Raw genomic sequence first — 24,177 nt, 5'->3', positions numbered from 1 at the left:
CTAGGACCCCCGTCCAGACCTGTCAAGGCGCGATGGACGGCCACTTGCGCGAGGCAGATTGCTTGCGTACAATCGCGCACCCTGAACTTCCTGGGCAGCACCTGCCTTACGCAATTGCACTTGGGCCGTTCCAGCCCCATGCAGCCATGCCAGCCAATACCTCTTCTTATAAAGAGCTGGGTGAGCAGGATTATCGGAGAAATACCATGTACGCAGTAATCGTTACCGGCGGTAAGCAATACAAGGTCGCTGAAGGTGAATACCTGAAGATCGAAAAACTGGAAATCGCTACTGGCGAATCCGTGACTTTTGATCGCGTTCTGCTGGTCGCCAACGGCGACGACGTGAACATCGGCGCACCAGTTGTTGCTGGCGCAACCGTCAAGGCTGAAGTGATCTCCCAAGGTCGTCACGATAAAGTCCGCATCATCAAGTTCCGTCGCCGTAAGCACCACATGAAGCGTATGGGCCACCGCCAGTGGTTCACCGAGATCAAAATCACCGGTATTCAGGCTTAATTACAGCCTAATTCCTCACTAGGAGAATTGAACTCATGGCACACAAAAAAGCTGGTGGTAGTACCCGTAACGGTCGCGACTCAGAAGCCAAACGCCTTGGCGTGAAGATGTATGGCGGCCAGGTCATCAAGGCCGGCAACATCATCGTGCGTCAGCGCGGCACCCAATTCCACGCTGGCTACGGCGTTGGCATGGGCAAGGATCACACTCTCTTCGCTAAAATCGAAGGCGTGATCAAGTTCGAAGTAAAGGGCGCCTTCGGTCGTCGTTACGTGAGCGTAATCGCGGCTTAATCGCGAGATCGCTGGAGAAGCCCTGTCTTGCGACGGGGCTTTTTCGTTTGTGGGGTGAGTCTCTTGCAAAGCTGTTTGTATGGGCTGTCGGCGTGCGATGCAGGTCGTGTCTTGGGGTCGCTGCGCTCATTTTTGCAAGAGTCTTATGTCTTGATTGTTTTTCGGCTCGTCCGTACGGCGAGAGGCGTTGGTTATGAAGTTTGTTGATGAAGTATCGATTCGCGTAAAGGCCGGTGACGGTGGCAACGGTGCCATGAGTTTCCGCCGGGAAAAATTCATTGAAAACGGCGGCCCGAACGGCGGTGATGGCGGTGACGGCGGTTCCATCTACATGATGGCCGACGAAAACCTCAATACCCTGGTCGACTACCGTTACACCCGTCACTTCGATGCCGAGCGTGGCTCCAACGGTGGCAGCACCGACTGCACCGGCAAGAAGGGCGAAGACCTGATCCTGCGCGTGCCGGTCGGCACCACCGTGATCGACTCCGCCACTCAGGAAGTCATCGGCGACCTGACCAAGGCTGGTCAGAAACTGATGGTGGTCCAGGGCGGCTGGCACGGTCTGGGTAACACCCGTTTCAAATCCAGTACCAACCGTGCGCCGCGTCAGACCACGCCAGGCAAGCCGGGCGAGCAGCGCGACCTGAAGCTGGAAATGAAAGTGCTGGCCGACGTCGGTCTGCTGGGCTTGCCGAACGCCGGTAAAAGTACCTTTATCCGTTCGGTCTCGGCCGCCAAGCCGAAAGTCGCCGACTACCCGTTCACCACACTGGTGCCGAACCTGGGTGTGGTCAGTGTCGATCGCTGGAAAAGCTTCGTCATTGCCGACATTCCGGGCTTGATCGAAGGCGCTTCCGACGGTGCCGGCCTGGGTATTCGCTTCCTCAAGCACCTGGCGCGTACGCGTCTGCTGCTGCACCTCGTCGACATGGCGCCGCTGGATGATTCCAGTGCTCCGGACGCAGCTGAAGTGATCGTCAACGAGCTGATCAAGTTCAGCCCGTCGCTGGCCGAGCGTGATCGCTGGCTGGTGCTGAACAAGTGCGATCAGATCCTTGAAGAAGAGCACGATGCTCGCGTCAAGGAAATCGTCGATCGCCTGGAATGGACTGGTCCGGTGTACGTGATCTCGGCCATCGCCAAGATCGGTACCGAGCGTCTGTGCCACGACATCATGCGTTACATGGAAGACCGTGCCGATCGCCTCGCCGCAGACCCTGCGTACAAGGAAGAGCTGGCCGATCTCGATCAGCGCATCGAAGATGAAGCCCGTGCGCAGTTGCAGGCGCTGGATGACAAGCGTGCCCTGCGTCGCAGTGGCGTGAAGTCGGTCCATGACATCGGCGACGATGACTGGGACGAAGAAGATGTGGATGACGAAGACGGTCCGGAAATCATTTACGTGCGTGACTGATCCGTTGCGATAAACTTGAACGCCGCTCAATCGAGCGGCGTTTTAGTATCCGGAAATCGATCGTTGGTCAGCAATCGCCACGATTAACGTCACGGGCAGTGCCAGGTCGCGCTGCCCTCAAGCTAAGGTTGAAGATGATGCGGAGCAAGGTGACAGGTGCGCAGCGTTGGGTCGTGAAGATCGGCAGCGCTTTGCTGACAGCTGACGGCAAAGGGCTGGATCGCGCGGCAATGAGTGTCTGGGTCGAGCAGATGGTGGCGCTGCATGAGGCGGGCGTCGAGCTGGTGCTGGTGTCCTCCGGGGCGGTAGCGGCCGGTATGAGTCGCTTGGGCTGGACCGCACGACCCAGTGCCATGCACGAGCTCCAGGCGGCCGCTGCAATCGGTCAGATGGGGTTGGTGCAGGCGTGGGAGTCGAGCTTCGCCGAGCATGGCCGGCACACTGCGCAGATTCTCCTGACCCACGACGACCTGTCCGACCGCAAGCGCTACCTCAACGCCCGTAGCACCTTGCGTGCACTGGTCGAGCTGAAGGTCATTCCGGTGATCAATGAAAACGACACCGTGGTCACCGATGAAATCCGTTTCGGCGACAACGACACGCTGGCGGCGCTGGTGGCCAATCTGGTCGAGGCCGATCTGCTGGTGATCCTCACTGATCGCGACGGCATGTTCGACGCTGATCCGCGCAACAATCCCGATGCGCAGCTGATTTATGAAGCGCGCGCCGATGATCCGACGCTCGATGCGGTTGCAGGCGGTACCGGTGGTGCGCTGGGGCGCGGCGGCATGCAGACCAAGTTGCGTGCGGCACGCCTGGCAGCGCGTTCCGGTGCGCACACCATCATCGTCGGCGGGCGGCTTGAGCGTGTGCTCGATCGCCTGAAGGCGGGCGAGCGCATTGGCACGCTGCTATCGCCGGAGCGCGGCATGCTCGCGGCGCGCAAGCAGTGGCTGGCCGGGCACCTGCAAACCCGTGGCACCCTGGTGCTGGATGAGGGGGCGGTGTCGGCGTTGTCCAAGGGCAACAAAAGTCTGCTGCCGGTGGGGGTGAAACTGGTTCAGGGCAGTTTCCGTCGCGGTGAGATGGTCGTCTGTGTGGCGCCGGACGGTCGGGAGATCGCTCGGGGTCTGGCCAATTACAGCGCCCTGGAAGCGCAAAAAATCATCGGTCAGTCGTCGGATGCGATTGTCGGTTTGCTCGGTTACATGGCGGAGCCGGAACTGGTTCACCGTGACAACCTGATTCTGGTCTAAGGAAAATTCGATGCGTGTAGCGAAAGGATTGTTGGGCCTGCTGATGGCCATGCCATTGCTGGTCTCGGCCGAGGAAATCGGTCAGGTGTCGACGGTGTTCAAGTTTGTCGGGCCGAATGACCGGATCGTGGTCGAGGCCTTCGACGATCCGAAAGTCGAGGGCGTGACCTGCTACCTGTCTCGCGCCAAGACCGGCGGAGTGAAGGGTGGTCTGGGTCTGGCAGAGGATCGCGCCGAAGCCTCGATTGCCTGTCGTCAGGTCGGGCCGATCAAGTTCAAGGGTGAGTTGAAGGACGGCGACGAGGTGTTCAAGGAGCGCACCTCGCTGGTGTTCAAGACCATGCAGGTGGTGCGTTTCCTCGACAAGAAGCGCAACACGCTGGTGTATCTGGTCTACAGCGATCGCTTGATCGAGGGTAGTCCGCAGAATGCGGTCACGGCCATCCCGATCCTGCCGTGGGTGCCGGTCCAGCAATAAGCGCCACCAATCCGAACTGTGGGGGCGAGCCTGCTCGCGAAGAGGTCATGTCGGTCGATAGAAATATCAACTGGCAGATCGCATTCGCAAGCAGGCTCGCTCCCACACTTTTTTTGCCTGTAGCTTGTTAAATCACAGGCAATAAAAAACCGACCCTGAGGTCGGTTTTTTAATGACTACGTCGATTAAGCGGCTTCTTTCAGCGCTTTGACGTGGCCATTCAGACGGCTCTTATGACGAGCAGCCTTGTTCTTGTGGATGATGCCTTTATCGGCCATACGGTCGATAACTGGCACAGCCAGAACGTATGCAGCTTGAGCTTTTTCAGCGTCTTTTGCGTCGATGGCCTTAACTACATTCTTGATGTAGGTACGAACCATGGAACGCAGGCTGGCGTTGTGGCTGCGACGCTTCTCAGCCTGTTTTGCACGTTTTTTGGCGGAAGGTGAGTTGGCCACCGTCGAGCTCCTCGAAAGACTTTTTAGGAAATAGCAAACAAAATAGGCCGCGAATCATGCCGATGAAGACTTGTCTTGTCAAGGGCACTTGAATCGTTCCGCTAAGTGGTAGGTATAAAGAGGCGGGATATTTATTTCCGGCGCTTGACCTGTAAACTCGCGAGCTTTGGCTCTGTGCTGTTGCGGCGCGGAGTATCGCACAAGTAGGCGCATTGTTCGCCTGCTGTTTATCGACAGGCACAAACTCTCTCAATGAATCTGCTCAAATCGTTGGCCGCCGTCAGCTCTATCACGATGCTTTCCCGGATTCTGGGTTTTGTTCGTGACACGCTGATCGCGCGGACATTCGGCGCCGGGATGGCCACGGATGCCTTCTTTATTGCGTTCAAACTGCCCAACCTGCTGCGGCGGATCTTTGCCGAAGGGGCTTTCTCCCAGGCGTTCGTGCCGATCCTGGCCGAATATAAAAGCCAGCAGGGCGAAGAGGCGACGCGTACCTTTATTGCCTATGTATCGGGCCTGCTGACGCTGGTGTTGGCGGTTGTGACTGCACTGGGCATGATCGCCGCCCCTTGGGTGATCTGGGCCACGGCGCCCGGTTTTACCGATACCCCGGAAAAATTCCAGCTCACCTCCGATCTGTTGCGGGTGACCTTTCCTTATATATTGCTGATCTCGCTGTCGTCGCTGGCCGGCGCGATTCTGAATACCTGGAACCGCTTCTCGGTGCCGGCCTTCGTACCGACTCTGCTCAACGTCAGCATGATCGTGTTTTCGGTGTTCCTCACGCCGTATTTCGATCCACCGGTCATGGCTCTTGGCTGGGCGGTGCTGGTAGGAGGTCTGGCGCAGTTGCTGTATCAGCTGCCGCACCTGAAAAAGATCGGCATGCTGGTGCTGCCGCGCCTGAACCTGCGCGACAGCGGCGTGTGGCGGGTGATGAAGCAGATGCTGCCGGCGATTCTCGGCGTGTCGGTCAGTCAGATTTCATTGATCATCAACACCATCTTCGCCTCGTTTCTGGTCGCAGGTTCAGTGTCGTGGATGTATTACGCCGACCGCTTGATGGAATTGCCGTCGGGCGTATTGGGCGTGGCGCTCGGCACGATTCTGCTGCCGACACTGGCCAAGACCTACGCCAGCAAGGATCGCCACGAATACTCGCGCATCCTCGATTGGGGGCTGCGCCTGTGCTTTGTGCTGGTGCTGCCGTGCGCGCTGGCACTGGGGATTCTTGCCGAGCCGCTGACTGTTTCGCTGTTCCAGTACGGTCAGTTCAGTGGCTTTGATGCCGAGATGACCCAGCGTGCACTGATTGCCTATTCGGTCGGCCTGCTCGGGATTATCGTGATCAAAGTGCTGGCGCCGGGCTTTTATGCGCAACAGAACATTCGCACCCCGGTGAAAATCGCAATTTTCACGCTGGTCTGCACGCAGTTGTTCAACCTGGCGCTGATCGGGCCGCTGGCCCACGCCGGCCTTGCCTTGGCGATCAGTGCCGGTGCTTGCCTGAACGCCGGGCTGCTGTTCTACCAACTGCGCAAGCAAAAGATGTATCAACCGCAACCGGGCTGGGGCAAATTCGGCTTCAAGCTGGTCGTTGCGGTGACCGTGATGTCGGCGGTCTTGCTGGCCGGCATGCATTTCATGCCCGCCTGGGATGAGGGCCATATGCTTGAGCGCTTCTTGCGCCTGGGCGCGCTGGTGGTTGCTGGCGTGGTGGCGTATTTCGGTATGTTGTTGCTGTTGGGTTTCCGCCTGCGCGACTTCAATCGCAAGGCCTTGAGCTGAGGTTTCAGCCTTCATGAGCAGGCATGGGCCGGCGGTTTTGTCGGCTCGTTCACTTTGCGTTACGGTGTTGCCTGTCGTCGGCCGTCGGGTGTGGTTATAATCGACCACTTTATGAGCAAGAAGCGCGTTATGCAGCTGGTTCGAGGCCTCCACAACTTGCGCCCCCAGCATCGGGGCTGCGTCGCCACTATTGGCAACTTTGACGGTGTTCACCGTGGTCACCAGGCTATCCTGGCCCGGCTGCGTGAGCGTGCGCTTGAGTTGGGCGTACCCAGCTGCGTGGTGATTTTCGAGCCGCAGCCACGGGAGTTCTTTGCCCCCGACACCGCACCGGCACGTCTGGCGCGGTTGCGCGACAAGCTGCAATTGCTGGCCGCTGGAGGCGTCGACCGGGTGTTGTGCCTGGCTTTCAACCAGCGGCTGAGCAAGCTCAGCGCCAGTGAATTCGTCGATACCATTCTGGTCGATGGCCTTGGCGTGCAGCATCTGGAGGTCGGTGACGATTTCCGTTTCGGTTGCGACCGCCTCGGCGATTTCGATTTTCTGATGCAGGCCGGGCAGGTTCACGGTTTCACCGTCGAAGCGGCGCAAACCGTCGAGCTGGACGGCATTCGCGTCAGCAGCACGCAGGTGCGCAACGCCTTGGCTGCGGCCGATTTTGCCTTGGCCGAACGCTTGCTCGGCCGTCCGTACCGCATCGCCGGTCGCGTGCTGCATGGGCAGAAACTGGCCCGGCAACTGGGCACGCCCACTGCCAACATTCAACTCAAGCGTCGTCGCGTGCCGTTCACCGGGGTCTATCTGGTGAATGTCGACATCGACGGCAAGACCTGGCCCGGCGTCGCCAATATCGGCGTGCGCCCCACGGTGCAAGGAGATGGCAAAGCCCACCTCGAGGTCCATCTGTTAGATTTTGCCGGCGATCTGTATGACCGGCGTTTGACGGTGGTTTTCCACCAAAAGCTGCGTGAAGAGCAGCGCTTCGCCTCTCTGGAGGCATTGAAAACGGCGATCAATGCGGATGTCGCCACCGCCCGTGCACTAGCCGCACCTAGCGCCCATCGCTAATGAAGAGCCTTAAATGACCGACTATAAAGCCACGCTAAACCTTCCGGACACCGCCTTCCCAATGAAGGCCGGCCTGCCACAGCGCGAACCGCAGATCCTGCAGCGCTGGGACAGTATTGGCCTGTACGGAAAGTTGCGCGAGATTGGCAAGGATCGTCCGAAGTTCGTCCTGCACGACGGCCCTCCGTACGCCAACGGCACGATCCACATCGGTCACGCACTGAACAAGATTCTCAAGGACATGATCATCCGCTCGAAAACCCTGTCGGGTTTCGATGCGCCGTATGTCCCTGGCTGGGATTGCCACGGCCTGCCGATCGAGCACAAGGTGGAAGTGACCCACGGCAAGAACCTCGGCGCGGATAAGACCCGCGAGCTGTGCCGTGCCTACGCCACCGAGCAGATCGAAGGGCAGAAGTCCGAGTTCATCCGTCTCGGCGTGCTGGGCGACTTCGCCAACCCGTACAAGACCATGGATTTCAAGAACGAGGCCGGTGAAATCCGCGCCCTCGCCGAAATCGTCAAGGGTGGTTTTGTCTTCAAGGGCCTCAAGCCAGTGAACTGGTGTTTCGATTGCGGTTCGGCTCTGGCTGAAGCGGAAGTCGAGTACGAGAACAAGAAGTCCTCGACCATCGACGTTGCGTTCCCGATCGCCGACGAAGCCAAACTGGCTGCGGCCTTCGGTCTCGCGTCGCTGAGCAAACCTGCTGCGATCGTGATCTGGACCACCACCCCGTGGACCATCCCGGCCAACCAGGCGCTGAACGTGCACCCGGAATTCAACTACGCCCTGGTCGATATCGGCGACAAGCTGCTGGTGCTGGCTGAAGAGCTGGTCGAAGCCTGCCTGGCGCGCTATGGCGTGGAGGGTTCGGTCATCGCCACCACCACCGGTAAAGAGCTGGAGCTGATCAACTTCCGTCACCCGTTCTACGATCGTCTGTCGCCGGTGTACCTGGCTGACTACGTTGAACTGGGCGCTGGCACCGGCGTGGTTCACTCCGCCCCGGCCTACGGCGTGGACGACTTCGTGACCTGCAAGAAATACGGCATGGTCAACGACGACATCCTCAACCCGGTACAGAGCAACGGCGTGTACGTGCCGTCGCTGGAATTCTTCGGTGGCCAGTTCATCTGGAAGGCCAACCCGGCTATCGTCGAAAAACTGACCGAAGTCGGTGCGCTGATGCACACCACCGTCATCGAACACAGCTACATGCACTGCTGGCGCCACAAGACCCCGCTGATCTACCGCGCTACTGCGCAGTGGTTCATCGGCATGGACAAGGAGCCAACCAGCGGCGACACCCTGCGCGTGCGCTCGCTCAAAGCCATCGAAGACACCAAGTTCGTTCCGGCCTGGGGCCAGGCGCGTCTGCATTCGATGATCGCCAACCGTCCGGACTGGTGCATCTCGCGTCAGCGCAACTGGGGCGTGCCGATCCCGTTCTTCCTCAACAAGGAAAGCGGCGAGCTGCACCCGCGTACCGTCGAGCTGATGGAAGAAGTCGCCAAACGCGTTGAAGTCGAAGGCATCGAAGCCTGGTTCAAACTCGACGCCGCCGAACTGCTGGGCGATGAAGCGCCGCAATACGACAAGATCAGCGACACCCTCGACGTCTGGTTCGACTCGGGCACCACGCACTGGCACGTTCTGCGCGGTTCGCACCCGATGGGCCACGAGAGCGGCCCGCGTGCCGACCTCTACCTGGAAGGTTCCGACCAGCACCGTGGCTGGTTCCACTCGTCGTTGCTGACCGGTTGCGCCATCGACAACCACGCACCGTACCGCGAACTGCTGACGCACGGCTTCACCGTCGACGAGTCTGGCCGCAAGATGTCCAAGTCGCTGAAAAACGTGATTGAGCCGAAGAAGATCAACGATACGCTGGGCGCCGACATCATGCGTCTTTGGGTCGCGTCGACCGACTACTCTGGCGAAATCGCTGTGTCGGATCAGATCCTGACCCGCAGCGCCGATGCCTACCGTCGTATCCGTAACACCGCGCGCTTCCTGCTTTCCAACCTGACCGGTTTCAACCCGGCCACCGACCTGCTGCCGGCCGAAGACATGCTGGCGCTGGATCGCTGGGCGGTGGATCGTACGCTGTTGCTGCAACGCGAGTTGCAAGAGCACTACGGCGAATACCGTTTCTGGAACGTGTACTCGAAGATCCACAACTTCTGCGTGCAGGAGCTGGGTGGTTTCTACCTCGACATCATCAAGGACCGCCAGTACACCACCGGTGCCGACAGCAAGGCCCGTCGCTCGTGCCAGACCGCGCTGTTCCACATCTCTGAAGCGCTGGTGCGCTGGATCGCGCCGATCCTCGCCTTCACTGCCGACGAGCTGTGGCAATACCTGCCGGGCGAGCGTAACGAGTCGGTCATGCTCAACACCTGGTACGAAGGCCTGACCGAGCTGCCGGAAGGCTTCGAGCTGGGTCGCGCCTACTGGGATCGCATCATGGAAGTGAAAGTCGCGGTCAACAAAGAGATGGAAATCCAGCGTGCGGCGAAAGCCGTCGGTGGCAACCTGCAGGCCGAAGTGACGCTGTTTGCCGAAGAGGCGCTGAGCGCCGATCTGGCCAAGCTGAGCAACGAGCTGCGCTTTGTCCTGATCACCTCGACTGCCAGCGTCGCGCCATTCGTTCAGGCTCCGGCCGATGCAGTGGCCACCGAAGTCAGCGGTCTGAAACTGAAGATCGTCAAATCGGCGTTTCCGAAATGCGCGCGGTGCTGGCATTGCCGCGAAGACGTCGGCGTGAACCCGGAGCATCCGGAAATCTGCGGTCGTTGCGTCGACAACATCAGCGGTGCTGGCGAGGTTCGTCACTATGCCTGATGCCATTGGCCGTTTCGGACGGCTGAGCTGGCTGTGGTTGAGCCTGCTGGTCCTGGTCATTGACCAGGCCAGCAAGTTCTACTTCGAAGCCAGGCTCGAAATGTTCCAGCAGATCGTGATCATTCCCGATCTGTTCAGCTGGACGCTGGCCTACAACACCGGCGCTGCGTTCAGCTTCCTCGCCGACAGCTCCGGCTGGCAGCGCTGGCTGTTTGCGCTGATCGCCATTGCCGTCAGTGCCGTGCTGGTGGTCTGGCTCAAGCGTTTGGGGCGCAACGACACCTGGCTGGCCGTCGCCCTGGCACTGGTGCTGGGTGGTGCGCTGGGCAACCTGTATGACCGCATCGCCTTGGGCCATGTGATCGACTTCATTCTGGTGCACTGGCAGAACCGCTGGTATTTCCCGGCGTTCAACATTGCCGACAGCGCGATCACCGTAGGCGCGATCATGCTGGCACTGGACATGTTCAAATCGAAGAAAACCGAAGAGGCCGCTCATGACTGAACCGCTATCGACTGAGCAACGCATCGGCCAGAACACCGAAGTCACCCTGCACTTTGCCTTGTGCCTGGAAAACGGTGACACCGTCGACAGTACCTTCGACAAGGCCCCGGCGACGTTCAAGGTCGGCGATGGCAACCTGCTGCCGGGCTTCGAAGCCGCACTGTTCGGCTTCAAGGCCGGCGACAAGCGCACCCTGACCGTCGAGCCGGAAAACGCTTTCGGTCAGCCGAACCCGCAGAACGTGCAGACCATCCCGCGTTCGCAGTTCAACGACATGGAGTTGTCACCGGGTCTGCTGGTGATCTTCAACGATGCGGCCAATACTGAATTGCCAGGTGTGGTGAAGGAATTCGACGACACGCAAGTGACCGTCGACTTCAACCACCCGCTGGCGGGCAAGACGCTGACCTTTGACGTGGAAATCATTTCCGTCAAAGCGATCTAAAAATGCAGGAGTGAGCTTCTGTGGCGAGGGGATTCATCCCCGCTGGGGTGCGAAGCGCCCCCAGACCAGTCAACGGATTCTGAGATAAGTCCGTTGATAGTCTACGACTGCTACGCAGCCGAGCGGGGATGAATCCCCTCGCCACAACAAGCAGGTATCCACAGTCTGTTTTCCATTGTTTTCGCGCGCAAGACACGAGGCACAGCATGCAAATCAAACTCGCCAACCCCCGTGGCTTCTGCGCCGGTGTGGACCGGGCGATCGAAATCGTCAACCGCGCCCTGGAAGTCTTCGGGCCGCCGATCTATGTGCGTCATGAAGTGGTGCACAACAAGTTCGTCGTCGAAGACCTGCGCAGCCGTGGCGCGATTTTCGTCGAAGAGCTCGATCAGGTGCCCGATGACGTGATCGTCATCTTCAGCGCCCACGGTGTTTCCCAAGCCGTACGCAACGAAGCTGCAGGTCGTGGCCTGAAAGTCTTCGATGCAACCTGCCCGCTGGTGACCAAGGTGCACATCGAAGTCGCCAAATACAGCCGCGACGGTCGCGAGTGCATCCTGATCGGCCACGCCGGTCACCCGGAAGTCGAAGGCACCATGGGCCAGTACGATGCCAGCAATGGCGGCGCGATCTACCTCGTTGAAGACGAAAAGGACGTGGCCGCATTGCAGGTGCGCGATCCGGAAAGACTCGCCTTCGTCACCCAGACAACCTTGTCGATGGACGATACCAGTCGCGTGATTGATGCCCTGCGCACGCGCTTCCCGGCCATCGGTGGTCCGCGCAAGGACGACATCTGCTACGCCACACAAAACCGCCAGGACGCCGTCAAGCAACTGGCCGACGAGTGCGACGTGGTATTGGTGGTCGGCAGCCCGAACAGCTCCAACTCCAACCGTCTGCGTGAACTGGCTGAGCGTATGGCGACTCCGGCCTACCTGATCGACGGTGCCGAGGACCTGCAACAGAGCTGGTTCGACGGCGTCGAGCGCATCGGTATTACCGCTGGCGCCTCCGCACCGGAAGTGCTGGTCCGGGGCGTGATCCAGCAATTGCAGGCCTGGGGCGCGACTGGTGCCGACGAGCTGGCTGGCCGTGAGGAGAACATCACGTTCTCGATGCCGAAAGAGCTGCGCGTCCGTTCGATCTGACGCTTCTGCCTTTGTCGCACAGCGCCTGTTCGGTCTCCTGACTGCCCAGGCGCACGCGACCGGTCGCCGCCAGCACGATCTGCCGCTGGCTGACCGGCTCGCGCGGCGAGCAGACGTGTATTGTCCCCGCCTGAAATCGCCGTCCCGGCATCAGCGGCTGTCCCAGATGACTGAACCGCACGTAGCGGCTCACCCACCAGTTGCCGACAATCGCCACCTTCGCCTCACTGGCGCGTTCAACCAGCAGCGGATTGCTGCTGTCCTCCGGCCCCTTGCCGCTAAGATCCAGAATGATTCGCCAACCCTGACTCCAGTCGCCGTCAATGCCATGGATCACCACACTTTGATTGTGGGTCATAGCCAGGGTGCGAGCGTGGCGGATGCCCTCGAGCAGCGACTGCGCTGCGTGGTCGCGCTGAGTCGCCTGTTTGAGCGCAGCGAACGCCGGGCTGACCAGCAGCAGAACAATTGCGCCAATCGCCAGTCCCATAAGCAGTTCAATCAGGCTGAAACCGTGTTGCGGCATGAAAAATCCCTCCGTGGAATGGTATGAGCAGCGCAATCCGTGCGCCGCGCAGGGCAAATCAGTCGGCGCGTGCCGAGCGAATGTTCTAGCGTGTAAAAGCAGGTATAGCCGACGGCAACGGAGGGCACCGATGGATCTTCGTACAAAAGGTTTCACGCTGGTCGAGTTGCTGGTCGCCATTGCGGTGTTCCTGATACTGATCACGCTGGCGGTGCCGGCCTTTACCCGTACGATCCAGAGCAGCAAGGCGGATACCGAAGTCGGCGACTTGCAGCGGGCAATCAATTTCGCTCGCCTCGAGGCAATCAATCGCGGCGTGACCACGCGTCTGCGTCCGACCGCTGGCGGCAGTGTCTGGACCGGTGAACTGGCGGTCTACGACAGTACTGGCAATCCGGCCAATGTGTTGCGGGTTGTTCCAGCAATGAGCAGTGGCGCGACTCTGACGCTACCCTCAGGAGTGACCGCACTGGATTTCAACAATCTTGGTGGTCTGGCGGCACCGTCGACGGCGGTGGTCATCGGTTACACGCAGGGCACGCAAAGCAGGACGCTGAACGTGTGTTTGAACGGACGCATTCAACTGGGTGGAAATTGCGGATGAGGGCAGGGAGCAAAAACGCACAGGAGGGCATGACGCTGATCGAAGTGCTGGTCGCGTTGCTGATTCTGACCGTCGGGCTGTTGGGCGCAGCGGCGGTGCAGCTCAATGCGCTGAAGTACACCGACAGTTCGCGGATGACCAGTCAGGCCAGTTTCATCGCCTATGACATGATGGATCGCATCCGCGCCAATTCCGGCGCCAACTACACCGTTACGCCGCCGACCTCGGGCAATCTCAGTAATGCGCGGGACCAGGACCTCTACGACTTCACCACCAATATCGCCAACTTCGGCGGCCCGACCGCGACGGGCAGCATCACCCTCAATCAGCGGGTCTACACCATCACCATTACCTGGAGCGATGCGCGCGCGGCCAACTCTGCCAGTGCCCAGCGCAGTTTCGTCCTGACCAGCCGGGCGGCGGTCGATCCGGTGGCCACGCCATGAAGCACACCAGTCGTGGTTTCGGCCTGATCGAGTTGCTGATTGCCCTGGCTTTGGGGCTGATCGTCGTGCTCGGCGTGGTACAGATTTTCATCGCCGCAAAAAACACTTACGTCAGTCAGAACAGCGCCGCAGCGATGCAGGAAGATGCGCGCTTCGTTCTCAGCAAAATGATTCAGGAAATTCGTATGGTCGGCATGTTCGGCTGCCTCGGCACCATCGTCGACTCCAGTTCTGCAGGGGATTTCAACACCGCGCAACTCATCCCGATCAACTGGGATAACGCCAGTCTCAAGCTGACCATGGTCACCGCCGATGTTGGCAGCGGCGGGGGAACGCCGACCTGGACAGTGATTTCCGATTGTCGTAACAGCGCGGTCGCCTACAGCGGATTGCGCAGCCCGACCACGGGGCAGATCGCGTTCCCGATCCGGCGCCTGATCTACAGCTTCAGCAATAACCAGATCCTCATGGGCACCGGCAGCGGCAATCCGGCGCAGCAAGTGCTGGTGAACAACGTCAGCGCCTTCAACGTCACATTCGGTCTGGCCAGCTCCGCGACCGACGTCGCAGCTTCAACGTACAGCAGCAACCCCGGCGATCCGGCGCGCATCCGCAGCGTGCGCCTGAGCCTGACCCTCACCGACCCGAACAATCGGGTGCGCAATCAAACCTTCAACGTGGTTGCGGCATTGCGCAACCGCTTGCCATGAGGGGGCGGCGATGAGGATTTCCTTGCAACAACGTCAGGCCCAGCGCGGCATGGTCCTGTTGGTGAGCCTGGTGTTTCTGCTGTTGCTCACATTGATCGGTTTGTCCTCGATGCAGAGCGCCAACCTGCAAGAGAAAATGGCCGGCAGCGTAAGCCTGCGCAATCAATCGTTTCAGGCTGCGGAAGCGGCGTTGCGTATCGGCGAAAGTGCGGTGCAGCTGGACAGTTACTCGTTGGCGGTGTGCAGCGGCACGACCCAATGTCTGCCGCCGACGGAGTCGTCAGTGGTCAGCTCGGCCGGCTTCAATTCGACCTCCGGGGTGACCTGGATCGCCGCCGGTAATGGCTTTTATGGCGTGCAGAACATCGGCACGACCCTGACGGCGGTGAACGTGCCGAGTAACACTTCGGCGACGTTGTATCGAGTCACTGCGGTCGGCATCGCCGGCAATTCGCGTAGCGTGGTGGAGAGTGTCTATGCGAAGTATTGAGCGCGGCCTGTCGCTGCTGATCGGCATGCTGCTGAGTTGCTACCTGGCGGCACCGGCCTGGGCTTTCACGCCTTCCGATTCGCCATTGCTGAGCGCGGCTGCGGTGGCGCCAAACGTGATGCTGCTGATCGATGACTCGGGGAGTATGAACAGCATCATCTACGCCGCCGGATTCGACCCGAACGTCAACCGCACTCCCGCCCGGCAGTGCAATGCCTTCCTCGGATTGTGCTCTGCACTCAATGCGCCGCAGATTACCGGCGACACGGTGTTTCTATCGAGCCTGCCGACTTCCGGTTGCTCGGGAGGCGCCTATGCGTTCTACAACAACAGCGTGGCGCCGTTGTGCCTCAAGCTCCCAGACCCGGTAGGCAACGAGAACACTCGGTATTCCGCCGATTACATTTCCTACATAGTCAGCCTCGCCAACAGCAACGGCACCCGCGACTTCACCACGGGGGCGATTCCCAACGATTACCGGATGAACGTGGCGCGCAACGTTTCCACCGCACTGGTGAGCAGCAACCGCACCTTGCGCATGGGCCTGTCGACATTCAATCCGGCGACCAGCAGCAACCCGGGCAACGGCGGTTTCATCGCTCGCTCGATCACCGATTTGTCACCCGTCGCGGGCAGCGTCACCCAGGCCCAGGCAGACACCAACTACAACGCGCTGATTTCATCGATCAACGGCTTGAACGCCGTGGCCAACACTCCGTTGGCCGAGAGCTACTACGAAGTCACGCGCTACATGCGTGGCTTGGCGCCTTACTACAACGGCACACCGGCGAGCTATACCAGTCCGATTCAATACCGCTGCCAGAAAAACTACGGCGTGGTGATTACCGATGGCTTGCCAACCTATGACCGTACCTTCCCGACCAACGATCCGCTGGGAGGCAGCCGGCTACCGAACTGGGATGGCGTGAATAACGATGGCGACAACCTCAACGGTGACGGTGAAGGCGACACGCTTTATCTGGATGACATCGCCAAATTCGCCTTCGACATCGACATGCGTTCGACCGGTACTGACGCAGCAGGCAAGAGCTGGAACGCGGTGGATTTTCCCCGGCAGAACATGAACACCTACACCGTGGGTTTCGCGGCGGATAACGACATGTTGTCCGACGCCGCCAGTTACGGGCAGGGCAGGTACTACCAGGCGACCGACAGCTCCGGGCTCAATGCGGCGTTATCGTCGGCATTGAGCGATATCACTTCCAAGGCCGGCTCCGGTGGTGCCGGCGTCGCCAGCAGCAGCACCTTGAGCAGTGGCAGCAGTTTTTACCAGACCACTTACGATCCCAAGGATTGGCGCGGCACGATCAGGTCGTTCGGCTTTACCTCGACCGGCACGGTAAATACCTCGGCGGCGCAATGGTCGACCGACACCACCATCGTGCCCTCTGCCACAGCGCCGAATTTCCAGTCATGGAACACCTTGAGCAACACGCCCATTGCCTTGGCACTCCTCAACTTTTCCCCGGCGCAGCAGACTACGCTGAATCAGGGGTTGCCCGCCGGAATCAACGGCAATGATCTGGTGGAGTGGAGCAAGGGGACCAACAAGGCCGGGCTCAAAGTGCGCACTGCGCTGCTGGGCGACATCATCAATTCGCCGCTGGTGCTCGCGTCGCCTTCAGACAAGACCGCATCCGATCTGACGGGTGACAGCAGTTACACCAACTACCTGACGACCAAGGCTGCGAACATGAACACCAGTCTGGTAGTGAACGCCAACGACGGTTTCGTCAATGTGATCAATTCGACGAACGGCACCCGCCGTTATGCCTACATGCCCTCCAGCGTGCTGCCTTCGTTGCGGCTGATTGCGGATACCAATTACGTCAACGGCGTCAGCCACAAGTTTCTCGTGGACGGTCAGGTCGGCGTGTTCGATGCGCAGGCCGGCACCACCTGGAGAACGCTGGCCATTGGCGGAACGGGGGCCGGTGGTAAAACCTTCTACGGACTGCAACTGTTCGATGCCTCGGCAGGCAACGTGATCAAGGCACTGTGGGAAGTCAGTGCGCCGGCTACGGCCAACACGGCGAATGCTTTCAATGATCTGGGTTACGCCTACGCCCGTCCGGAAGTCGCACGCTTGGCCAATGGTCGCTGGGCGACATTCATCGCCAATGGTTACGGCAGCAATTCGGGGGTTGCAGCGTTGTATGTGCTTGATGCGCTGGATGGTTCGCTGATCAGGAAAATCGTCATCGACAGCACGGAAACCAGCAACGGTCTGTCTTCGGTAAAACTCAGGGTCAATTCTTCGAACGTGGTGCAGGCTGCCTACGCTGGTGACCTGAAGGGGCGTATGTGGAAATTCGACTTGAGCGCACCCGGGGCAGAAAACTGGGGCGTGGCGTTTGCCGGCAAGCCTTTGTTTACAGCCCCGGGTGGGGCAACGCAGCCGATCACTGCGCAACCGCTGCTGGCGGATAATCCGCAGGGCGGCAAGCAAGTGTTCTTTGGCACCGGCAAGTTCAACGAGACTGCCGACAAGACCAACAAGGATCTGCAGGCGTTCTATTCGATCTGGGATGCGGAAGGAGGCTCAGGGCAAATCACCGTTAGCAGCTTGCAGGCACAGGCGATTACCGGCTCGTTCTCCGGCAGTTCCGGGCAGTTTCTGACCACCAGCCAGAATGAAACGACGTATCCGGCAGAGAAAGGGTGGTATCTGCCGCTGGTGTACAACAACGTGCTGACCGGCGAGCGCGTGATCAATCAGGCCAGTATTGTGTTGGGACGAGTTGTTTTCACCACTGCCAGCGTCGATACCACCGACCCTTGTTCGAGTTTTGGTACGGGCCGACTGGTCGAACTCGATGCGTTCAACGGTAAGATGCTCAACTACGCCGTGATCGACACCACCGGTGACCGTTTGGTCGACAGCAACGATACGATATCCAGTGGCGTGATTTTTACCGGCGGCATTCCGACCCTGAACTTCATCTCGGCTAACGGCGAGCGCAAGGGCACGACTGACACCAGCGGCGCGGTCACGGTCATTGTGGAAAAAGGTGGCGGCGGCAGCCGTCGTATCATGTGGCGACAAATCCAGTAAGCGAGAATTTGAGGCATGCGCAGATCCAGCCGAGGTTTTACCCTGATCGAGATCATGATCGTCATCGCGATTATCGGGATCATCCTCACCATCAGCATTCCCAGCTACAACGAATACGTGAAGAAGGGCCGTCGCGCCGAAGTGGTCTCGCTGCTCTCGGAGCAGGCGCAGACCCTCGAACGCTTCTACACCCGCAACAATGTCTACACCGGCGTCACCGGACTGAGCACGGGCAATGATTTCTATACCATCACCCCGACGCTGACCGACCAGACCTTTGTGCTCACCGCGATTCGTAAAACCGGCTCGGCCATGGCCACCGACAAATGCGGGGATTTCACCCTGACCAACACCGGCGTGCGAAGCATGAACAACGCGACCACCGGAGTGACCGCCAAGGATTGCTGGGGCCGCTGACGCATTCTTTTTCGGGCGCCTTTTGCGCCCACTGTCTTTTTTACGGTTGGATCAAACATGACCAGGCAACAGCAAGTGGTGATTGTCGGCGGCGGGGTGATTGGCCTGCTCACTGCCTACAATCTCGCCTCCGAAGTGCGCAGCGTGGTGCTGCTGGATCGCTCGAATGTCGGCCAGGAATCGTCCTGGGCTGGCGGCGGCATCGTCTCGCCGTTATACCCGTGGCGCTACAGTCCGGCAGTCACCGCGCTGGCGCATTGGTCGCAGGATTTTTATCCACAGCTCGGCGAGCGCTTGTTTGCTGACACTGGGGTTGATCCTGAAGTGCACACCACTGGTCTGTATTGGCTGGATCTGGACGATGAAGCCGCAGCCCTGGCCTGGGCCGCGCGGGAAAATCGGCCGCTGCGGGCAGTGGATATCTCGGCGGCACATGACGCGGTGCCGGTGCTCGGCAGCGGTTTCAGCCGAGCGATCTACATGGCCGATGTCGCCAACGTGCGCAATCCACGGCTGGTCAAATCGCTGAAAGCCGCGCTGCTGGCGCTGCCGAACGTGACGATTCACGAGCAATGCGAAGTCAGTGGTTTCGTCCGCGAGGGCGAGCGCGTGGTTGGCGTGCAAACCTCCACTGGGGTGATGAGCGGCGACGAGTTTGTGCTGACGGCGGGGGCGTGGAGCGGCGATCTGCTCAAGACGCTGAACCTGACGCTGCCGGTCGAACCGGTCAAAGGCCAGATGATTCTCTACAAGTGCGCGGCTGATTTCCTGCCGAGCATGGTGCTGGCCAAGGGACGTTATGCGATCCCGCGTCGCGACGGTCACATTCTGATCGGCAGCACGCTGGAGCACGAAGGTTACGACAAGACCCCGACCGATGTAGCGCTGCAAAGCCTCAAGGCCTCGGCGATCGAATTGCTGCCGGCGTTGGCGGATGCCGAGGTGGTCGGGCACTGGGCCGGGCTGCGGCCGGGGTCGCCGGAAGGGGTTCCCTTTATTGGCCGGGTGCCGGGGTTCGAGGGGTTGTGGCTGAACTGCGGGCATTACCGCAACGGGCTGGTGTTGGCGCCGGCGTCGTGTCAGTTGTTTGCTGACGTGATGCTGGGGCGGGCGCCGATTATTGATCCGGCGCCGTATGCGCCTGAGGGCCGGATTTAGTCAGAGGCTGGTAGACCGCCTTCGCGAGCAGGCTCGCTCCCACAGGAATACTCATTCCAAATGTGGGAGCGAGCCTGCTCGCGAAGGGGCCTTCAATCCAGTCCCAATTTCTTCAGCCGATAGCGCATCGACCTGAACGACAGACTCAACCGCTGCGCCGCTGCCGTGCGGTTCCAGCGGGTTTCCTCCAGCGCCTGCAGAATCAGTTTCCTCTCGACGCTCTCCAGATAATCCTCGAGATTGTCGATCTGTGTCAGATCGGCCATCGCCCCATCCGCCGTGCAATTGCCTTCGCTCAAACGCAGATCCTGCGCTTCGATCGTGCGGTTTTCACACAGGGTGTGCGCGCGTTCGAGAACATTCTCCAGTTCGCGCACGTTGCCGGGAAAGCGATAGTTCTTCAGCGCCTCCAGCGCTTGCGGGTGCAGGCGCGCTTCGGGTTGTCCGGTGTCTTTGGCCAAGCGCTTGAGTACGTGCATGGCAAGCGCCTCGATGTCGTCGCGGCGTTCGCGCAGGGAAGGCACGCGCAGTTCGATGACGTTGAGCCGGTAATACAGATCCTGGCGGAAGCGTTCGGCCGAAACTTCGGCTTCAAGGTCTTTGTGCGTGGCGCAAAGGATGCGTACGTCGACCACTGTTTCCTGCTGGCCGCCGACGCTGCGTACGGCTTTTTCCTGAATCGCCCGCAGCAGCTTCACTTGCATCGACAGTGGCAGGTCGGCGACTTCATCGAGAAACAGAGTGCCGCCATGGGCCGCCTGGAATAGCCCCGGCTTGTCTTCGACGGCACCGGTGAAGCTGCCTTTGCGGTGGCCGAAAAATTCGCTTTCCATCAGTTCCGACGGAATTGCCCCGCAGTTCACCGGCACAAACGGCTGGCTGGCGCGCGGGCCTTGTTCGTGAATCAGACGCGCGACCAGTTCTTTGCCGCTGCCGGATTCGCCGCTGATGTATACCGGCGCCTGGCTGCGCGCGAGCTTGTCGATCTGCTTGCGCAGATTGGCCATCGGCTGCGAATCGCCCAGCAAGCGTCGCTCGATTGCCGTGCTCAGGCCGCCCGCTGTCGGCAGGCGCAGTGCCGAGCTGACCAGTTCGCGCAATCGCGGCAGCTCCACCGGTTTGGTGAGGAAATCGAACGCCCCGGCCTTCAATGCATTGATGGCCGTTTCCAGGCTTCCGTACGCAGTGATCATCGCCACCGGCAGGTGTGGATCGCGTTGCTGAATGTGTTGCACCAGCTCCAGCCCGGTGCCGTCGGGCAGGCGCATGTCGGTCAGGCACAGGTCAAAGTGCTCGCGCTGCAACAGCGCCTGAGCCTCGCCCAGATTGCGTGCGCTGAAGGTCTCGAGTTTCATCCGTCCCAGGGTGATTTCCAGGAGCTCGCGGATATCCGGTTCGTCGTCGACGATTAGAATTTTTTGCCGTGGGCTTGTATTCAACTTTGTTTCCGTCCGTGAGCAAAAGTGATGCAAAAGCAGCCGCCGCCTTGGCGTGATTTGAAGTCTAGGCGTGCCTGGTTGCTTTCGCACAGCTCACGGGACAGATAAAGGCCAAGACCGGTGCCCTGGCTGCTCGTAGTGAAGAATGGCTCAAACAGGTGCGCCTGTTCATCGGCCGACACGCCGGGGCCGTTGTCCTGCACTTCGAGCACTGCCAATTGGCTGTCGGGGTCGACGAACAGTGCCAGCCATACTTCGGCCTGCTCGTGCAGTTGGGCACTGTGACGCCAGGCGTTGCGGATCAGATTGTCGAGAATCTGCCGCAGCTGGTTGGGGTCCATCAGCGTGGTGAAATCGCCGGAATTGATTCGCAGATGAATGTGCTGGCGCTCATTGGCCTGCTCGCGGGTCTCGCCGACGAAATCTTCCAGCCACGGCTTGAGGTCCAGCCGTTGCGGCGCGCTTTGCTGGCGGCGGGACAGTTGCAGGACGTTTTCGATGACTCGGTTCATGCGCTGGGAGTGGTCTTGAATAATCTGCGTCAGACGTCGATCTGCGCTATCGAGTTCCTCGGACTCGGCCAACAGCTGCGCGGCATGACTGATCGCGCCCAGTGGATTGCGAATTTCATGGGAGATGCCGGCGGTCAAACGCCCGAGCGCAGCGAGCTTGAGTTGCTGGGCTTGTTGGGTGATTTGCGCCAGGTCTTCGAGAAACACCAGCGTCTGCTGGTTCGGACTCTGCTCGAGAGCGATGAAGCTGGGTTGCAGCTCAAGGCCATTGCCGGGGATTTTCAGACTCTGCGGGCGCAAGGTCGGGTTGTTGCGCCACAGTTGCAGGCGCTCGACGAGTGCTGGCGAATATTCGTCGATCAAATGACCTTGCAGGTGACTATGGCCGAGCAGACTCTGCGCACTGTGATTGGCCAGTTGTACCCGGCGGTGCTCGTCGAGCACCAGAATCCCCGTGCGCATGCGTTGCAGGATCAACGCGTTCAGCGCCTCCAGGCTGACCACTTCGCTGGCGCGCTGTTCGGCCAGGGTCTCGCTGACTTCGAGGCGGCGGATCAGCCCTTGCACCAGCAGTGAGGCGGCGAAGCACAGCGCGCCGAGGGTGCCGGCTTGCAGGTACGCGTTGGCGCTCAAGGGGCGGCTGAGCCCCAGCAGAAAACTCAGGCCGACAATGCCGATCGCCGCGATGGCGGCAATCAGCAGGCCGATGCGTCGGCGCAGCAGGGTGTTGCTGATCGCCACCGAGACCACCAGCAGATTGCCCAGCGCACTGGCCACGCCGCCGGCCGCGTAGAACAGGCCGCACAACAGCAGCACATCGACAAGCGCCAGGGTGAACAACTGCGCCGGGCGCCGGGTGTTTTCGAGGAACACCACCAGCAGCATATTGATGATCAGGTACAGCCAGCTGCCGCCGCGCAGCAGATCGTCGTTGGCCGACGTCAGCAGGCGGTTGTCCATGTTGCTGGAGATCAGCAACACCAGAGTGATGCCGACACTTAAACGGTACAGGTGATAAAGGCGCAGCAGACGCTGCGCCTGTTTCTGGTCGGCGTTGACGGCCTCAGCGACCACTGGCGCCCGGGCCTTGCTCGAGATGAGCCTGGCTGCAATACCACAGTTGCTGGTTGCCCAGCGCGCGGTCGCGCGGCAGGTGCACGCCGCAGTGGGCACAACGCACCATCGGCGGCGCGTCCTGTTCGCGCGACGATCGGGTGGACGAGGCGGGGGCCTTGAATTTGCGCCAGAGCCAGATGGCGGCGAAGATCAGGGCAATCCAGAACAATAAACGAAGCATGATGAGCGGCTTTTCGACTGATGATCCGGCAGTTTAGCCAAGGACCCGATCAGCGCACAGCCTATTAAAGCGCGGCAATAAAAAAGGGAGATCCGCAGATCTCCCTTTTTTCGTACAGCCGGTGTGGTCAGTCGAACACGCCGAAGGTCATGTAGCTGAACCACGAGCGATCGGTGTCGCTGGATTCCGGCTCTGGCTCTTCGATCACGTCGCCGTTTTCGTCTTTAGGCTTGAGCTCGTTCGGGATCGCATCTTTCGCGTCCTGGAACTGCTTCTGCACGTCCTGGTTGGCACGGGTTTCGCCCGGCGGCAGCGGTGGACGCGATTCGATCAGGCCCAAAGTCGCTTTGCTCAGGAACGAACGGTTGTCAGCTTCGGCTACGCGTGGCACGAACTGGCCATCCTCCAGGCTCGGGTGGTCCGGATAGTTGAGCTTCAGGGTTTCCAGGCTGGTGGCCGCCAGATCGTCGAGGTGCAGACGCTGGTAGGCTTCAGTCATCACCGCCAGGCCGTCGCCGACCGATGGGGTTTCCTGGAAGTTCTCCACGACGTACTTGCCACGGTTGGCAGCGGCTACATAAGCCTGACGGGTCAGGTAGTAGTCAGCGACGTGGATTTCGTAGGCGGCCAGCAGGTTGCGCAGATAGATCATGCGCTGCTTGGCGTCCGGCGCGTAGCGGCTGTTCGGGTAGCGGCTGGTCAGCTGCGCGAACTCGTTGTACGAGTCGCGGGCGGCGCCCGGGTCACGCTTGGTCATGTCAAGCGGCAGGAAGCGCGCCAGCAGGCCGACGTCCTGGTCGAACGAAGTCAGACCCTTGAGGTAGTACGCGTAATCCACGTTCGGATGCTGCGGATGCAAACGAATGAAACGCTCGGCGGCAGACTTTGCAGCTTCCGGCTCGGCGTTCTTGTAGTTGGCGTAGATCAACTCCAGCTGAGCCTGATCGGCGTAGCGACCGAACGGATAACGCGACTCCAGAGCCTTCAGCTTGGCTGTGGCGCTGGTGTAGCTGTTGTTGTCCAGGTCAGTCTGAGCCTGCTGATACAGCTCGGCTTCGCTGAGGTTTTCGTCTACGACTTCCTTCGATGAGCAAGCAGCGGTCAATGCGAGGATGGCGATCAGCAGCAGGTGTTTCACTTGCATGGCGGCTTGCGTCCCTATGACGGCCGCTGTCTTGGGCGGGGCCGTCCTGTTATGATGAGCGCCCCGTTGAAAAGCCTCGGGGCAAAAGACGCCGTATTTAACCACAAGCGCGCAGCCGAAACCAAAGGCTGTG

24 protein-coding genes are annotated in these 24,177 nt (G+C 60.1%); 18 read left to right on the top strand and 6 right to left on the bottom strand.

The window, feature by feature from the left end; all coding sequences use genetic code 11:
• Positions 1-206: 206 nt before the first annotated feature.
• From rplU to NF676_RS23215, 5 genes are all read left to right on the top strand, one after another.
• Positions 207-518, top strand: a complete 312-nt coding sequence (gene rplU / locus NF676_RS23235; RefSeq protein WP_007924746.1) for a 50S ribosomal protein L21 — start codon at positions 207-209, stop codon at positions 516-518.
• A 35-nt stretch (positions 519-553) separates the two neighbouring features.
• Complete coding sequence (rpmA, locus tag NF676_RS23230) at positions 554-811, top strand: 50S ribosomal protein L27 (protein WP_016773121.1); 258 nt, start codon at positions 554-556, stop codon at positions 809-811.
• Between the two features lie 193 nt (positions 812-1,004).
• On the top strand, positions 1,005-2,228 hold the full coding sequence (cgtA, locus tag NF676_RS23225) for an Obg family GTPase CgtA (RefSeq protein ID WP_016773122.1): 1,224 nt from the start codon (positions 1,005-1,007) through the stop codon (positions 2,226-2,228).
• 137 nt (positions 2,229-2,365) lie between these two features.
• Positions 2,366-3,484, top strand: a complete 1,119-nt coding sequence (gene proB / locus NF676_RS23220) for a glutamate 5-kinase (RefSeq protein WP_039761700.1) — start codon at positions 2,366-2,368, stop codon at positions 3,482-3,484.
• Between the two features lie 10 nt (positions 3,485-3,494).
• Positions 3,495-3,962 carry a CreA family protein gene (locus tag NF676_RS23215; protein WP_041477794.1) on the top strand — a complete coding sequence of 156 codons (468 nt, stop codon included), beginning with the start codon at positions 3,495-3,497 and terminating at the stop codon, positions 3,960-3,962.
• Between the two features lie 185 nt (positions 3,963-4,147).
• On the opposite strand, the gene rpsT is transcribed toward NF676_RS23215, so the two are convergent.
• Complete coding sequence (rpsT, locus tag NF676_RS23210) at positions 4,148-4,420, bottom strand: 30S ribosomal protein S20 (RefSeq protein ID WP_003228351.1); 273 nt, start codon at positions 4,418-4,420, stop codon at positions 4,148-4,150.
• Positions 4,421-4,672: 252 nt separating this feature from the next.
• Between rpsT and murJ the strand changes: the two genes are divergently transcribed.
• The 6 genes from murJ (at position 4,673) to ispH (ending at position 12,225) form a co-directional block, all read left to right on the top strand.
• A complete protein-coding gene (gene murJ / locus NF676_RS23205) occupies positions 4,673-6,211 on the top strand; it encodes a murein biosynthesis integral membrane protein MurJ (RefSeq protein WP_150638483.1) in 1,539 nt (512 codons plus the stop codon).
• Positions 6,212-6,340: 129 nt separating this feature from the next.
• On the top strand, positions 6,341-7,279 hold the full coding sequence (ribF, locus tag NF676_RS23200) for a bifunctional riboflavin kinase/FAD synthetase (RefSeq protein WP_252886822.1): 939 nt from the start codon (positions 6,341-6,343) through the stop codon (positions 7,277-7,279).
• Between the two features lie 13 nt (positions 7,280-7,292).
• Positions 7,293-10,124, top strand: coding sequence for an isoleucine--tRNA ligase (gene ileS / locus NF676_RS23195; RefSeq protein ID WP_056790497.1), 2,832 nt, complete (start codon positions 7,293-7,295; stop codon positions 10,122-10,124).
• Complete coding sequence (lspA, locus tag NF676_RS23190; protein WP_150742253.1) at positions 10,117-10,629, top strand: signal peptidase II; 513 nt, start codon at positions 10,117-10,119, stop codon at positions 10,627-10,629. Before ileS ends, lspA begins: the two co-directional genes overlap by 8 nt.
• On the top strand, positions 10,622-11,074 hold the full coding sequence (fkpB, locus tag NF676_RS23185; RefSeq protein ID WP_252886821.1) for an FKBP-type peptidyl-prolyl cis-trans isomerase: 453 nt from the start codon (positions 10,622-10,624) through the stop codon (positions 11,072-11,074). Before lspA ends, fkpB begins: the two co-directional genes overlap by 8 nt.
• Before the next feature lie 206 nt (positions 11,075-11,280).
• On the top strand, positions 11,281-12,225 hold the full coding sequence (gene ispH, locus NF676_RS23180) for a 4-hydroxy-3-methylbut-2-enyl diphosphate reductase (RefSeq protein ID WP_016773129.1): 945 nt from the start codon (positions 11,281-11,283) through the stop codon (positions 12,223-12,225).
• Here the strand turns inward: ispH and NF676_RS23175 are convergent.
• Positions 12,182-12,751 (bottom strand): GspH/FimT family pseudopilin, encoded by a 570-nt coding sequence (locus NF676_RS23175; RefSeq protein WP_095181845.1) that lies wholly within the window; start codon positions 12,749-12,751, stop codon positions 12,182-12,184. The two genes, ispH and NF676_RS23175, sit on opposite strands and share 44 nt — an antisense overlap.
• Before the next feature lie 130 nt (positions 12,752-12,881).
• On the opposite strand from NF676_RS23175, the gene NF676_RS23170 reads away from it, so the two are divergent.
• The 7 genes from NF676_RS23170 to thiO are packed head-to-tail and all read left to right on the top strand — an operon-like array spanning position 12,882 to position 19,652.
• Positions 12,882-13,355 (top strand): GspH/FimT family pseudopilin, encoded by a 474-nt coding sequence (locus tag NF676_RS23170; RefSeq protein WP_252886820.1) that lies wholly within the window; start codon positions 12,882-12,884, stop codon positions 13,353-13,355.
• Positions 13,352-13,801 (top strand): type IV pilus modification protein PilV, encoded by a 450-nt coding sequence (gene pilV, locus NF676_RS23165; protein WP_024014356.1) that lies wholly within the window; start codon positions 13,352-13,354, stop codon positions 13,799-13,801. The genes NF676_RS23170 and pilV overlap by 4 nt, the downstream gene beginning before the upstream one ends.
• A complete protein-coding gene (locus NF676_RS23160) occupies positions 13,798-14,511 on the top strand; it encodes a PilW family protein (RefSeq protein WP_125925976.1) in 714 nt (237 codons plus the stop codon). Before pilV ends, NF676_RS23160 begins: the two co-directional genes overlap by 4 nt.
• Positions 14,512-14,521: 10 nt before the next feature.
• Positions 14,522-15,001 (top strand): pilus assembly PilX family protein, encoded by a 480-nt coding sequence (locus tag NF676_RS23155; protein ID WP_150742250.1) that lies wholly within the window; start codon positions 14,522-14,524, stop codon positions 14,999-15,001.
• Entirely contained in the window at positions 14,988-18,077 is a 3,090-nt protein-coding gene (locus tag NF676_RS23150) for a pilus assembly protein (protein ID WP_252886819.1), read from the top strand. The genes NF676_RS23155 and NF676_RS23150 overlap by 14 nt, the downstream gene beginning before the upstream one ends.
• A gap of 15 nt (positions 18,078-18,092) precedes the next feature.
• Positions 18,093-18,494, top strand: a complete 402-nt coding sequence (locus tag NF676_RS23145) for a type IV pilin protein (RefSeq protein ID WP_252868305.1) — start codon at positions 18,093-18,095, stop codon at positions 18,492-18,494.
• A 57-nt stretch (positions 18,495-18,551) separates the two neighbouring features.
• Positions 18,552-19,652, top strand: coding sequence for a glycine oxidase ThiO (thiO, locus tag NF676_RS23140; protein WP_252886818.1), 1,101 nt, complete (start codon positions 18,552-18,554; stop codon positions 19,650-19,652).
• 92 nt (positions 19,653-19,744) lie between these two features.
• Here thiO and NF676_RS23135 read toward each other — a convergent pair whose 3' ends face one another.
• From NF676_RS23135 to NF676_RS23120, 4 genes are all read right to left on the bottom strand, one after another.
• The gene (locus NF676_RS23135; RefSeq protein ID WP_252886817.1) at positions 19,745-21,091 is read right to left on the bottom strand and encodes a sigma-54-dependent transcriptional regulator; all 1,347 of its coding nucleotides are present in this window, start codon (positions 21,089-21,091) and stop codon (positions 19,745-19,747) included.
• Complete coding sequence (locus NF676_RS23130) at positions 21,088-22,677, bottom strand: sensor histidine kinase (protein WP_073475487.1); 1,590 nt, start codon at positions 22,675-22,677, stop codon at positions 21,088-21,090. The genes NF676_RS23135 and NF676_RS23130 overlap by 4 nt, the downstream gene beginning before the upstream one ends.
• Positions 22,667-22,900, bottom strand: coding sequence for a PP0621 family protein (locus NF676_RS23125; RefSeq protein WP_252868302.1), 234 nt, complete (start codon positions 22,898-22,900; stop codon positions 22,667-22,669). The genes NF676_RS23130 and NF676_RS23125 overlap by 11 nt, the downstream gene beginning before the upstream one ends.
• Before the next feature lie 127 nt (positions 22,901-23,027).
• Positions 23,028-24,044: an outer membrane protein assembly factor BamD gene (locus NF676_RS23120; RefSeq protein ID WP_056790462.1), complete on the bottom strand. Its 1,017-nt coding sequence runs from the start codon at positions 24,042-24,044 to the stop codon at positions 23,028-23,030.
• Positions 24,045-24,177 lie beyond the last annotated feature (133 nt).

Origin of the sequence: Pseudomonas siliginis, from assembly GCF_024072275.1 — a bacterium.
GTDB classification, from domain to species: Bacteria; Pseudomonadota; Gammaproteobacteria; order Pseudomonadales; family Pseudomonadaceae; genus Aquipseudomonas; species Aquipseudomonas siliginis.
The sequence above is the reverse complement of the archived record's forward strand: the minus strand, read 5'-3'. Positions and strand labels throughout refer to the sequence as shown.